Below are 13,447 nucleotides of genomic sequence, written 5' to 3'. Positions count from 1 at the left end.
GAGGCCCCGAGGATCGTGCCCGCGCGCAGAATTAATGCAAGCACGCTTGCTTGTTTCCGGAGTCGCTGACATTCTCACCCCATGGCAGATCCCACGCCCGTCATCGACGACCTGTGTGCGGAGAGCGAGGAGCTCGACCTGCTGGTAGCCGGACTGAGCCAGGAGCAGTGGTCGCTGCCGACCCCCGCCCCCGGCTGGACCGTCGCCCACCAGATCGCCCACCTCGCCTGGACCGACCACTCCTCCCTGCTCGCCGTCACCGACCGGGCGGCCTTCTCCCGCGAGGTCGAGAAGGCGCTCGCCGCCCCCGGGGACTTCGTGGACGACGGCGCGGAGGAGGGCGCCCGCAAGCCTCCGTCCCGGCTGCTCGCCTACTGGCGGGCGGGACGCGAGGATCTGGCGGAGGCCCTGCGCACGGCACCCGAGGGCGCCCGTTTCCCCTGGTACGGCCCGCCCATGTCGACCGCCTCCATGGCCACCGCGCGTCTCATGGAGACCTGGGCCCACGGCCTGGACGTGGCGGACGCCCTGGGCGTGAGCCGCACCCCCACCGACCGGCTCCGGCACATCGTCCGCCTCGGCGTCCGCACCCGCGACTTCGCCTTCGGCGTGCACGGACTGACCCCGCCGTTCGAGGAGTTCCGCATCGAACTCACCGCACCTTCCGGTGAGTTGTGGACCTTCGGCCCCGAGAACGCCAGCGACCGCGTCACCGGCCCCGCTCTCGACCTCTGTCTCCTGGTCACCCAGCGGGCCCACCGTGCCGACCTCGCCCTGCGCGCGGAGGGCGAGGACGCCGACCGGTGGCTCGACATCGCCCAGGCCTTCGCAGGTCCGCCGGGCAAGGGCCGCCCGCCGCAGGGGGCCGCCGGATGACCCTGCGCATAGGCAACGCCTCCGGCTTCTACGGTGACCGCTTCGACGCGATGCGCGAGATGCTCACCGGCGGGGAACTCGACGTCCTCACCGGCGACTACCTGGCCGAGCTGACCATGCTCATCCTGGGCCGCGACCGGCTGAAGGACCCGGGGGCCGGGTATGCCCGCACCTTCCTGAGGCAGTTGGAGGAGTGCCTGGGGCTGGCGCGGGAGCGGGGCGTCCGCATCGTGGCGAACGCAGGAGGGCTGAATCCGGCCGGACTCGCCTCCCGTATAAGGGAGTTGGCGGATCGCATCGGCCTCCCGGTCCGCGTCGCCCACGTCGAGGGCGACGACCTCACCTCCCTCCACCCGGGCAGCCTCGCCGCCCACGCCTATCTCGGCGGCTTCGGCATCGCGACCTGTCTGCGGGAGGGCGCGGACGTCGTCGTGACCGGCCGGGTGACGGACGCGGCCCTGGTCACCGGGCCCGCCGCCGCCCACTTCGGCTGGGGACCGACGGACTACGACCGGCTCGCGGGCGCCGTCGTCGCCGGGCACGTCCTGGAGTGCGGAACGCAGGCGACCGGCGGGAACTACTCCTTCTTCCAAGAGGGAGACGTCCGCCGCCCCGGCTTCCCCCTCGCCGAACTCCACGAGGACGGCACCGCCGTCATCACCAAGCACCCCGGCACCGGCGGCTTCGTGGACGTCGGCACGGTGACCGCCCAGCTGCTGTACGAGACGCAAGGCGCCCGGTACGCGGGCCCCGACGTCACCGCCCGCCTCGACACGGTCCGGCTCACCCAGGACGGCCCCGACCGCGTCCGGATCTCCGGTGTACACGGCGAGGCCCCGCCCCCCACCCTCAAGGTCGGCCTCAACCGGCTCGGCGGCTTCCGCAACGAGGTCGGCTTCGTCCTGACCGGCCTGGACATCGAGGCCAAGGCCGCGCTGGTGCGGGAGCAGATGGAACCGGCCCTCGCCAAAGCCGCCGAGGTGCGCTGGGACCTGGTCCGCACGGACCGCCCGGACGCCGGCACCGAGGAGGCCGCGAGCGCCCTGCTGCGCCTGGTCGTCCGGGACGCGAACCAGGAGATCGTCGGACGCGCGCTCAGCGGGGCCGCCGTAGAACTGGCCCTGGCGAGCTACCCCGGGTTCCATGTGCTGGCGCCACCGGGGAAGGGCTCGCCCTATGGGGTCTTCGAGGATGTGTACGTCCCCCATGGGGCCGTGGACCATGTGGCCGTCCTCAATGACGGGCAGCGGATCCCTGTGGCACCGGCCCGGGAGACCGCCGTACTCGATGATCCCCCGACACCACCCCTGCCCGAACCGCTGCCGGAAGGCCCCACCCGCCGGGCCCCCCTCGGTCTGATCGCGGGTGCCCGCAGCGGCGACAAGGGCGGCAACGCCAACATCGGGGTCTGGGCCCGGACGGACGAGGCCTGGCGCTGGCTCGCCCACACCCTCACCGTCGACCGCCTGCGCGAACTCCTGCCGGAGACCGCGGAGTTGCCCATCACCCGCCACGACCTGCCCCAGCTCCGCGCCCTGAACTTCGTCGTCGAGGGCATCCTCGGCGAGGGTGTCGCCGCCCAGCACCGCTTCGACCCGCAGGCCAAGGCCCTCGGCGAATGGCTGCGCTCCCGCCACCTGGACATCCCGGAGGGTTTGCTGTGACCGTCATCGACTCCGGCCTGGACACGGCAGGTGCGGACTACCGCGCCAACCGCGACGCCATGCTCGCCAAGCTGGAACAGCTGACCGCCGAGCACACGAAGGCTCTCGCGGGCGGCGGAGAGAAGTACGTCGAGCGGCACCGGGGCCGCGGCAAGCTGCTCGCCCGGGAGCGCATCGAACTGCTCCTCGACCCGGACACGCCCTTCCTGGAGCTGTCGCCGCTCGCCGCCTGGGGCAGCGAGTACACGGTCGGCGCCTCCCTCGTCACCGGCATCGGGGTCGTCGAGGGCGTGGAGTGCCTGATCACCGCCAACGACCCGACCGTGCGCGGCGGCGCCAGCAACCCCTGGTCGCTGAAGAAGGCCCTGCGCGCCAACGACATCGCCCTCGCCAACCGGCTGCCCTGCATCAGCCTGGTGGAGTCGGGCGGCGCGGACCTCCCCTCCCAGAAGGAGATCTTCATCCCCGGGGGTGCCATCTTCCGGGACCTGACCCGGCTGTCGGCCGCCGGAATCCCCACGGTCGCCGTCGTCTTCGGCAACTCCACGGCCGGCGGTGCCTACGTGCCCGGCATGTCCGACCACGTGATCATGGTCAAGGAGCGGGCCAAGGTGTTCCTCGGCGGTCCGCCCCTCGTCAAGATGGCCACCGGCGAGGAGAGCGACGACGAGTCCCTGGGCGGCGCCGAGATGCACGCACGCGTGTCGGGCCTCGCGGACTACTTCGCCGTGGACGAGCAGGACGCGCTCAGGCAGGCACGGCGGGTCGTGGCCCGCCTCAACCACCGCAAGGCGTACGGCGATCCGGGCCCCGCCGAGCCGCCCAAGTACGACGTCGACGAACTCCTCGGCATCGTCCCCGGCGACCTGCGCACCCCCTTCGACCCGCGCGAGGTGATCGCCCGGATCGTCGACGCCTCCGACTTCGACGAGTTCAAGCCCCTGTACGGGACGAGCCTGGCCACCGGCTGGGCCGAGCTGCACGGCCATCCGGTGGGCGTGCTGGCCAACGCCCAGGGCGTCCTGTTCTCCGAGGAGTCCCAGAAGGCGGCCCAGTTCATCCAGCTCGCCAACCAGCGCGACATCCCGCTGCTCTTCCTGCACAACACCACCGGCTACATGGTCGGCAGGGAGTACGAACAGGGCGGCATCATCAAGCACGGCGCGATGATGATCAACGCGGTGAGCAACTCGAAGGTCCCGCACCTCTCCGTCCTCATGGGCGCCTCCTACGGGGCCGGCCACTACGGCATGTGCGGCCGCGCCTACGACCCCCGTTTCCTCTTCGCCTGGCCCAGCGCCAAGTCGGCCGTGATGGGCCCCCAGCAGCTCGCGGGCGTGCTCTCCATCGTCGCCCGCCAGTCGGCGGCCGCGAAGGGACTGCCGTACGACGAAGAGGGCGACGCCGCCCTGCGCGCCATGGTGGAGCAGCAGATCGAGTCCGAGTCGCTGCCCATGTTCCTGTCCGGGCGGCTCTACGACGACGGCGTCATCGACCCCCGCGACACCCGGACGGTACTGGGAATGTGCCTGTCCGCGATCCACACCGCGCCCTACGAGGGCACACGCGGCGGCTTCGGCGTCTTCCGGATGTGAGGAACCCTTCAGTGATCACTTCTGTGCTCGTCGCCAACCGGGGCGAGATCGCCTGCCGGATCTTCCGCACCTGCGGTGAGTTGGGAATCCGAACCGTCGCGGTGCACTCGGACCCGGACGCGAACGCCCTCCACACGCGCGTGGCGGACGCGGCCGTACGACTCCCGGGAGCGGCCCCCGCCGACACCTACCTGCGCGCCGACCTGATCGTGAAGGCGGCGATCGCCTCCGGTGCCGACGCCGTCCACCCCGGCTACGGCTTCCTCTCCGAGAACGCCGACTTCGCGCGGGCGGTCCTGGACGCCGGCCTGGTCTGGATAGGACCGCCGCCGTCCGCGATCGAGGCGATGGCGTCCAAGACGCGTGCGAAGGAACTGATGGGGCTGGCGACCCTGGGGGACGTGACACCGGCCGATCTGCCGGTACTGGTGAAGGCGGCCGCGGGCGGCGGAGGCCGTGGAATGCGCGTCGTCCGCCGTATCGAGGACCTGGCCGCCGCCCTGGAGAGCGCACGCGCCGAGGCCACGAGCGCCTTCGGCGACGGCGAGGTCTTCGTCGAGCCGTACGTCGAGGACGGCCGCCACGTCGAGGTCCAGATCCTCGCCGACACCCACGGCACGGTGTGGGCCCTGGGCACCCGCGACTGCTCCCTCCAGCGCCGCCACCAGAAGGTGATCGAGGAGGCCCCGGCCCCCGGACTCCCGGACGACCTCAGGGAGGAACTGCACGAGCTGGCGGTACGAGCGGCACGCGCGGTGGACTACGTGGGCGCGGGCACGGTCGAGTTCCTGGTCTCCGGCACCCGGGCCCACTTCCTGGAGATGAACACCCGCCTCCAGGTCGAACACCCGGTCACGGAGGCGGTGTTCGGCGTCGACCTGGTGGCGGAACAGATCCGCGTCGCCGAAGGGACCCCGCTGCCCGACGAGCCCCCACGCGCGCGTGGCCACGCCGTCGAAGCGCGCCTCTACGCCGAGGACCCTGCGCGGGACTGGACCCCCCAGACCGGCACCCTGCACCACCTCTCGATCCCCCCGTCCGTCCGCCTGGACACGGGCTACGAGAGCGGCGACGACATCGGCGTCCACTACGACCCGATGCTCGCGAAGGTCGTCGCGTACGCCCCCACCCGCGCGGAGGCGGTCCGCAAACTGGCGGGCGCCCTGGAAAGGGCGACGATCCACGGCCCGACCACGAACAGGGACCTGCTGGTGAACTCCCTGCGCCACAAGGAGTTCACGACGGCCCGCATGGACACGGGCTTCTACGACCGCCACCTGCCCGAACTCACCGAGCCGAACTCCGACCCGTACGCCCCCCTGGCCGCGTCCCTCGCGGACGCGGTCGGCCGCTCCCGCTTCGGCGGCTGGCGCAACCTGCACTCGGCCCCCCAGACGAAGCGGTACGCGATGGCGGGCGAGGAACACGAGGTCCACTACCGCCACACGAGGGAGGGGCTGGAGGCGGACGGGGTCCGGGTGCTTCACGCGGACCCGAGCCGGGTCGTACTCGAAGTGGACGGTGTGCAGAGAAAGTTCGAGGTGGCGAGGTACGACGACCAGGTCCACGTCAACCGTACGACTCTGACGGCCCTGCCCCGCTTCCCCGACCCCACCACGCAACACGCCCCGGGCTCCCTGCTGGCTCCCATGCCGGGAACGGTGGTCCGGATCGCCGAGGGCTTGGCCCAGGGAGCCGCAGTAGAGGCCGGAGAGCCTTTGCTGTGGCTGGAGGCAATGAAGATGGAACACAAGATCACGGCACCGCACACAGGAACGCTCAGCGAGCTGAATGCAGTTGTCGGCCAACAGGTAACGGTCGGCTCTCTACTGGCAGTAGTTCGATCTACCTAGGGGCGCGGGGAACTGCGCGACCAGCCCCCACGAAGGAGCCACATGCCCACGACCGAAACCGATGAGCACAAGTCCCTACGGGAAGCAGTAGCCGCCCTGGGCAAACGCCACGGCCGCACCTACGACCGAGAGACCCTGTGGTCCGAGGCAGCCAAGCTCGGATATCTCGGCGTCAACCTGCCGGAGGCATACGGAGGCGGAGGCGGCGGCATCGCCGAACTCTCCATAGTCCTCGAGGAGCTCGGCGCAGCCGGCTGCCCCCTCCTCATGATGGTCGTCTCTCCCGCCATCTGCGGCACAGTGATCGCCCGCTTCGGCACGGAAGCCCAGAAACAGGAGTGGCTCCCCGCCCTCGCCGACGGCACCCGCACCATGGCCTTCGGCATCACCGAGCCGGACGCCGGTTCCAACTCCCACCGCATCACCACCACGGCCCACCGCGACGGAGCCGACTGGCTGCTCACCGGCCGCAAGGTCTTCATCTCCGGCGTGGACATAGCCGACGCCACCCTCATAGTCGGCCGCACGGAAGACTCCCGCACCGGCCGCCTCAAGCCCTGTCTCTTCATCGTCCCCCGAGACGCCGAAGGCTTCACGCGCCGCCAGATAGACATGGAACTCCAGGCGGCGGAAAAGCAGTTCGAGCTGACCCTCGACGACGTACGCCTCCCCGCCGAGGCCCTCGTGGGCGACGAGGACGCGGGCCTCCTCCAGCTCTTCGCCGGACTCAACCCCGAACGCATCATGACGGCCGCCTTCGCGATCGGCATGGGCCGCTACGCCCTCTCGCAGGCGATCACCTACGCCAGGGACCGCACGGTCTGGAACACCCCCATCGGCGCCCACCAGGCCGTCGCCCACCCCCTCGCCCAGGCCCACATCGACCTCGAACTCGCCCGCCTGATGATGCAGAAGGCCGCACACCTCTACGACGCGGGAGACGACGTGGCCGCCGGAGAAGCCGCCAACATGGCGAAGTACGCCGCGGGGGAGGCCTGTGTGAAGGCGGTGGACCAGGCGGTCCACACCCTCGGCGGCAACGGCCTCACCCGCGAGTTCGGGCTCGCCTCATTGATAACGGCCGCGCGCGTGGCTCGTATCGCACCGGTGAGCAGGGAGATGATTCTCAACTACGTCTCCCACCAGACCCTGGGCCTGCCCAAGTCGTACTAGGCCGTGTTGGAGGAACCATGTTCCGCAGCGAGTACGCAGACGTCACGCCGGTAGAACTCCCCATCCACGACGCGGTGTTGGCGCGAGCCGCCGAGTTCGGTGACGCGCCCGCCCTGATCGACGGGACCGACGGCGCCACCCTCACCTACGGACAGCTCGACCGGTTCCACCGCCGGGTCGCCGCCGGTCTCGCGGAGGCGGGCGTCGCCAAGGGGGACGTGCTCGCGCTGCACAGCCCCAACACGATCGCCTTCCCGGCCGCGTTCTACGCCGCCACGCGCGCGGGTGCCTCCGTCACGACCGTGCACCCGCTCTCCACGCCGGAGGAGTTCGCCAAGCAGCTCAGTGACTCCGCGGCCCGCTGGATCGTCACCGTCTCCCCCCTCCTGGAGGTGGCGCGGCGGGCCGCCGAACTCGCGGGCGGGGTACGGGAGATCTTCGTCTGCGACAGCGCGCCCGGTCACCGCTCCCTGATCGACATGCTGTCCTCGACGGCCCCCGAGCCGGACCTCGCCATCGACCCGGTGACGGACGTGGCGGCACTGCCGTACTCCTCGGGCACCACCGGCACCCCCAAGGGCGTGATGCTCACCCACCGGCAGATCGCCACCAACCTCGCCCAGCTCGAACCGCTGATGGCGGCGGGCCCCGAGGACCGCATCCTCGCGGTCCTGCCCTTCTTCCACATCTACGGCCTCACGGCCCTCATGAACGCACCCCTGCGCCTCGGCGCCTCCGTCGTCGTCCTGCCCCGCTTCGACCTGGAGACCTTCCTCGCGGCGATCCAGAACCACCGCATCACCGGCCTGTACGTGGCCCCTCCGATCGTCCTCGCCCTCGCCAAGCACCCGCTGGTCGAGCACTACGACCTGTCGTCCCTGCGCTACATCGTCAGCGCCGCCGCCCCCCTGGACGCCCGGCTCGCCGCCGCCTGCTCGGCCCGGCTCGGCCTCCCGCCCGTCGGCCAGGCGTACGGCATGACGGAACTCTCGCCCGGCACCCACGTCGTCCCCCTGTCCGCCATGCGCGAGGCACCCCCCGGGACGGTGGGCAAGCTCATCGCCGGCACCGAGATGCGGATCGTCTCCCTCGACGACCCCGACAAGGACCTCGACATCGGCGAGCCCGGCGAGATCCTGATCCGCGGCCCGCAGATCATGAAGGGCTACCTCGGCCGCCCCGACGACACCGCCGCGATGATCGACCCCGACGGCTGGCTGCACACCGGCGACGTCGGCCATGTCGACGCCGACGGCTGGCTGTTCGTCGTCGACCGGGTCAAGGAGCTGATCAAGTACAAGGGCTTCCAGGTGGCCCCCGCCGAACTGGAGGCCCTCCTGCTCACCCACCCCCAGATCGCCGACGCGGCCGTCATCGGCGTCTACAACGACGACGGCAACGAGGTCCCGCAGGCCTTCGTCGTCCGCCAGCCGACCGCCACGGAGCTCTCCGAGGGCGAGGTCATGATGTACGTCGCCGAGCGCGTCGCCCCCTACAAACGCGTCCGCCAGGTCACCTTCATCGACGCGGTGCCCCGGGCCGCCTCCGGCAAGATTCTCCGACGACAGCTCAGGGAGCGCGCATGACACTGATCGGCCGCACACGCGCGCGTGGCATCGAAACCCTCACCCTCGACTCCCCGCACAACCGCAACGCCCTGTCGGCGGCGCTCGTGGGGGAGCTGGCCTCCTGCCTGGCGGACTGCGCCAAGGACGACGCCGTACGTGCGATCGTCCTCACCCACACCGGCAACACCTTCTCGGCGGGCGCCGATCTGAAGGCCCCCCCGGACCCGGCCGCCCTGGTGGGGCTCCTGCGGCAGATCGTGGAGCTCGGCAAGCCGGTCGTCGCACGCGTCACCGGCCATGTCCGCGCGGGCGGCCTCGGCCTCCTCGCCGCCTGCGACATCGCGGCCGCGTCCACGGAGTCGACCTTCGCCTTCACCGAGGTACGGATCGGGCTCGCCCCCGCGGTCATCTCACTGACGCTGCTGCCCCGCACCGACCCCCGCGCCCTCGCCCGCCACTACCTCACCGGCGAGCGCTTCGACTCCGCCGAGGCGGCCCGCATCGGCCTGGTGACGACGGCGGGCGACGACGTGGACGCCGTACTCGAACCGATCCTGGACGGTCTGCGCCGGGCCGCCCCCGAGGCCCTGGCCGAGACGAAACGGCTGCTCACGGCTAAGGTGCTGGAGACCTTCGACCGGGACGCGGCCGACCTGACCGCGCTCTCGGCCCGGCTGTTCGCCTCACCGCACGCGCGCGAAGGCATGACGGCCTTCCTGGAACGACGGGATCCCTCATGGCTGGTGTGACCACGATCGGCGACCGCGCCGAACGCGTACCCAAGCAGGACCGCAGCCGGGCCACCCGGCAGCGCCTCCTCGAAGCCGCCGTGTCCTGTCTCGCCGAACACGGCTGGGCCGGCTCCACGGTCACCGTCGTCGCCGAACGCGCCGGCGTCTCCCGAGGCGCCGCCCAGCACCACTTCCCGACCAGGGAGGACCTCTTCACGGCGGCGGTCGAATACGTGGCAGAGGAGCGTTCCACGGCCCTGCGCGCCCTGTTCCCGCAGGGCGCGGCCGAAGACCGCCGCGCGGTGATCTCAGCCCTCGTGGACCTCTACACCGGCCCGCTGTTCCGCGCCGCCCTCCACCTCTGGGTCGCCGCCTCCAACGAGGAGCAACTGCGCCCCCAGGTCACCGAACTGGAGGCGCGCGTAGGCCGGGAGACCCATCGGATCGCGGTGGACCTGCTCGGCGCGGACGAGTCACGCCCGGGAGTCCGCGAAACGGTCCAGGGCCTCCTGGACATGGCCAGAGGCCTGGGCCTGGCCAACCTCCTCACGGACGACGCGGCCAGACGCGACCGTGTGGTGACGCAGTGGGCGGTACTGCTGAACGAGGCGCTGGCCTAGTCGGCGATGCCTCCGTACCCCTCGATGTCCCGGGGATCCCGCGCCGAGGGCCCCACATAACGCGCCGAAGGCCGCACCAGCCGCCCCGTCCGCTTCTGCTCAAGGATGTGCGCCGACCACCCCGCCGTACGCGCACACGTGAACATCGACGTGAACATGTGCGCCGGCACCTCCGCGAAGTCGAGCATGATGGCCGCCCAGAACTCCACGTTCGTGGCCAGCACCCGATCAGGCCGCCGCGCATGCAACTCCGCCAGCGCCGCCTTCTCCAGCGCCTCCGCGATCTCGAACCGCGGCGCCCCCAGCTCCCGCGCGGTACGACGCAACACACGCGCGCGGGGATCCTCGGCCCGGTACACCCGGTGCCCGAACCCCATCAGCCGCTCACCCCGGTCCAGCGCCCGCCTGACGTACGCCTCGGCGTCCCCGGTCCGCTCGATCTCCTCGATCATCCCGAGCACCCGGGAGGGCGCCCCGCCGTGCAGCGGCCCGGACATGGCACCCACGGCCCCGGAGAGCGCGGCGGCGACATCGGCACCCGTGGAGGCGATCACGCGCGCGGTGAACGTGGACGCGTTCATCCCGTGCTCCGCGGCCGACGTCCAGTAGGCGTCCACGGCGGCCACATGCTTGGGATCCGGCTCCCCCCGCCAGCGGATCATGAACCGCTCGACGACGGACTGCGCCTTGTCGATCTCCCGCTGCGGCACCATCGGCAGCCCCTGCCCGCGCGCGGACTGGGCGACGTAGGACAGGGCCATCACGGCCGCCCGGGCGAGGTCGGCACGCGCCTGCCCCGCATCGATGTCGAGCAGCGGCTTGAGCCCCCACACCGGGGCGAGCATGGCGAGCGCCGACTGGACGTCCACGCGGATGTCCCCGGAGTGCACCGGGATCGGGAACGGCTCGGCGGGCGGCAGACCGGGATTGAAGGCGCCGTCCACCAGCAGCCCCCACACGTTGCCGAACGAGACATGGCCGACCAGATCCTCGATGTCGACGCCCCGGTACCGCAGCGCGCCGCCCTCCTTGTCCGGTTCGGCGATCTCCGTCTCGAACGCGATGACTCCTTCGAGGCCAGGGACAAAGCCGGGGTCGAAGTCGGACATCAGGCGGCTCCTCATGATGTGTACGACGGATGACGCCACGATATCCCCGAGTGCCACCTTTGGGGAGCCTCTGCGGCACTCAGTGCCACCATCGGTGAGTGCATCCGTACGGCAAGATGACCGCGTGACCGACGCAGCAGACGCCGCCGCCCCGGACCCCGCCTCCATGCGCCAGCAGTACCGCGCGGAGGGTCTCGCCGAGACCGACCTGGCCGCCACCCCCGTCGAACAGTTCGCGCGCTGGTTCAAGCAGGCGGCGACCGAGGCGCACCTCTTCGAGCCGAACGCCATGATCGTCTCCACCGCGGACGCCGAGGGCCGCCCCAGCTCCCGCACGGTGCTCCTCAAGCAGTTCGACGAACAGGGCTTCGTCTTCTACACGAACTACGACTCCCGCAAGGCGAGGGACCTCGCACAGAACCCGTACGTCTGCCTGCTCTTCCCCTGGCACCCCATGGGCCGCCAGGTCATCGTCACCGGCCTCGCCCGCCGCACCGGCCGCGACGAGACCGCCGCCTACTTCCGCACCCGCCCCCACGGCTCCCAGCTCGGCGCCTGGGCCAGCGCCCAGTCCTCCGTGATCGACACGCGCGACCAGGTCGACACCGCCTACGCCGAACTGGCCGCCCGCTACCCCGAAGGCGAACAGGTCCCTGTCCCCCCGAACTGGGGCGGCTTCCGAGTCGCGCCGGAGACGATCGAGTTCTGGCAGGGCCGCGAGAACCGCCTCCACGACCGGCTGCGATACGTGGCGGAGGCGGACGGGAGCTGGCGGGTGGAGCGGCTGAGCCCCTGAAGAAGCGGCTCGACGCGGCCCTACGCCCGCCCCACCACCCCGCTCAGATCCAGCGCCGCAGCGATCCGGACCGCCACGTCCTCCGCGTACACCGCGTCGCCCCGCTCGAACTGTCCCCTCCCGGACCCCCGCAAGAACGTCACGACGCCCAGCGTCCGCCCCCGGCTCCGCAGCACCGCACACAACGCGTGCACCACATCCGGAGGCCACTGCCGGGCCACGGCCCACTCACGGGCCCGTTCACCCGACACCGACCCCACACTCGCCCGCACCGAACCGATCCGGTCCACGCACTGCAGCGCCGGATGCCCCTCCCCGTACCGCACGGGAAACCCGGCCTTGCCCGACGCCTGCAGACTCGGCCCGGGTGCCCCGGACGGCGTCGCGGCGACCCTTACGAGACGGACCGGACTCGTCTCCTCGCCGTCGGCCACCGCTTCCCCGGACACCCGGTCGATCAGCGCGTGGTCGGCGAACCCGGCAAGGGCGAAGTCCAGATGCACGACGGCAGCCTCGACCGGATCCTCGCACTCCGCGGCCGCCCGGGCCGCCCGGTGCAGCTGGTTCGTCCGGAACCGCAGCAGCGAGGCCTCCTGCTCGCTCTGCTTGGCCTCGGTGACGTCCTGGAACAGCCAGCCGACACCCAACGGCACCGGCTCCTCCGCGAGCGGCGAGGCCAGCCGTACGAACCCGCAGCGCCAGCAGCGCCGCTTCTCGCCGTCCGGAGTCCGCACCCCCACCCAGATCTCGGCCGGAGCCGGCGGCGCGCCCTCGGCCAGCACATGAGTGAGCGCGCTCTCCAGCTCCTCCACGCCCTGCGCGAGGAGCTCCCCGAGGGGCCGCCCCAGCACGGACGTACGCCCGATGCCCAGCGACCGGGCCGCGTGCGCGTTGACCACGGCGGGCCGCAGATCGGCGTCGACGAGCACGACACCCCACGAGGCGTCCTCGAACAACGCCTCGCTCAGCGCGATCGACCGCTCCAGGTCGATCTGCGTGTGCACCTCGCTGAAGGCGCAGTACACACCGGCCGGCTCACCGTCGGGCCCGCGTACGGCCGCGGACTGGGTGCGTACGAGCACCCGGCCGCCGTCCTTGGTCAGCAGCGCGAACTCATGCACCTGCCGCCCGGGCGCCTGCATGGCGGACATCAGCCGCGCCTCGACCTCCTCGGCGTCCGCCCGCCGTACGGCCCACCCGGCGAACCCGTGCCGCCCCACGGCCTCGGCCGCGGTCCAGCCCAGGATCCGCTCCGCCTCACGATTCCAATGGGTGACGACACCGTCCGCGTCGAAGGCACACAGTGCCGCGTCCATCCCGTCGAGGAGCGCGGCGAGCAGGTCCGAGCCGCCGTCCGAGCCCTCCGGACCGTCCGGCCCGGGCCCGTCCGGCCCCAGCTCGTCGGTGGTCCCACTACGCCGGGAAGCACTCACCTGGACCCCCTGCCGGCTGCTTCACTCAC

Annotated in this window: 11 protein-coding genes; 9 read left to right on the top strand and 2 right to left on the bottom strand. The window is 71.5% G+C overall.

Annotation, left to right across the window (positions count from 1 at the left end; all coding sequences use genetic code 11):
* Positions 1-81: 81 nt before the first annotated feature.
* Genes RNB18_RS33275 through RNB18_RS33240 form a run of 8 tightly spaced genes read left to right on the top strand, consistent with a single transcriptional unit; the run spans position 82 to position 10,080 of the window.
* Positions 82-876: a TIGR03084 family metal-binding protein gene (locus RNB18_RS33275; RefSeq protein WP_311717817.1), complete on the top strand. Its 795-nt coding sequence runs from the start codon at positions 82-84 to the stop codon at positions 874-876.
* A complete protein-coding gene (locus RNB18_RS33270) occupies positions 873-2,540 on the top strand; it encodes an acyclic terpene utilization AtuA family protein (protein ID WP_311717816.1) in 1,668 nt (555 codons plus the stop codon). The genes RNB18_RS33275 and RNB18_RS33270 overlap by 4 nt, the downstream gene beginning before the upstream one ends.
* The gene (locus tag RNB18_RS33265) at positions 2,495-4,135 is read left to right on the top strand and encodes an acyl-CoA carboxylase subunit beta (protein WP_394817712.1); all 1,641 of its coding nucleotides are present in this window, start codon (positions 2,495-2,497) and stop codon (positions 4,133-4,135) included. Before RNB18_RS33270 ends, RNB18_RS33265 begins: the two co-directional genes overlap by 46 nt.
* An 11-nt stretch (positions 4,136-4,146) precedes the next feature.
* Positions 4,147-5,988 (top strand): acetyl/propionyl/methylcrotonyl-CoA carboxylase subunit alpha, encoded by a 1,842-nt coding sequence (locus RNB18_RS33260; protein WP_311717814.1) that lies wholly within the window; start codon positions 4,147-4,149, stop codon positions 5,986-5,988.
* 42 nt (positions 5,989-6,030) lie between these two features.
* Positions 6,031-7,161: an acyl-CoA dehydrogenase family protein gene (locus tag RNB18_RS33255; RefSeq protein WP_311717813.1), complete on the top strand. Its 1,131-nt coding sequence runs from the start codon at positions 6,031-6,033 to the stop codon at positions 7,159-7,161.
* A 17-nt stretch (positions 7,162-7,178) separates the two neighbouring features.
* Positions 7,179-8,747, top strand: a complete 1,569-nt coding sequence (locus tag RNB18_RS33250; RefSeq protein WP_311717812.1) for a 4-coumarate--CoA ligase family protein — start codon at positions 7,179-7,181, stop codon at positions 8,745-8,747.
* Entirely contained in the window at positions 8,744-9,478 is a 735-nt protein-coding gene (locus RNB18_RS33245; RefSeq protein ID WP_311717811.1) for an enoyl-CoA hydratase family protein, read from the top strand. Before RNB18_RS33250 ends, RNB18_RS33245 begins: the two co-directional genes overlap by 4 nt.
* Positions 9,466-10,080: a TetR/AcrR family transcriptional regulator gene (locus tag RNB18_RS33240; RefSeq protein WP_311717810.1), complete on the top strand. Its 615-nt coding sequence runs from the start codon at positions 9,466-9,468 to the stop codon at positions 10,078-10,080. Before RNB18_RS33245 ends, RNB18_RS33240 begins: the two co-directional genes overlap by 13 nt.
* Here the strand turns inward: RNB18_RS33240 and RNB18_RS33235 are convergent.
* Positions 10,077-11,189 carry a citrate synthase 2 gene (locus RNB18_RS33235; RefSeq protein WP_311717809.1) on the bottom strand — a complete coding sequence of 371 codons (1,113 nt, stop codon included), beginning with the start codon at positions 11,187-11,189 and terminating at the stop codon, positions 10,077-10,079. The two genes, RNB18_RS33240 and RNB18_RS33235, sit on opposite strands and share 4 nt — an antisense overlap.
* A gap of 124 nt (positions 11,190-11,313) precedes the next feature.
* Between RNB18_RS33235 and pdxH the strand changes: the two genes are divergently transcribed.
* Positions 11,314-11,985, top strand: a complete 672-nt coding sequence (gene pdxH, locus RNB18_RS33230; protein WP_311717808.1) for a pyridoxamine 5'-phosphate oxidase — start codon at positions 11,314-11,316, stop codon at positions 11,983-11,985.
* Between the two features lie 20 nt (positions 11,986-12,005).
* On the opposite strand, the gene RNB18_RS33225 is transcribed toward pdxH, so the two are convergent.
* A complete protein-coding gene (locus RNB18_RS33225; RefSeq protein WP_311717807.1) occupies positions 12,006-13,418 on the bottom strand; it encodes a PAS domain-containing protein in 1,413 nt (470 codons plus the stop codon).
* Positions 13,419-13,447: the final 29 nt, after the last annotated feature.

It is taken from the genome of Streptomyces doebereineriae, from assembly GCF_031845645.1.
Taxonomy (GTDB): Bacteria; Actinomycetota; Actinomycetes; order Streptomycetales; family Streptomycetaceae; genus Streptomyces; species Streptomyces canus.
This window is presented reverse-complemented; position numbering and strand designations above follow the sequence as displayed.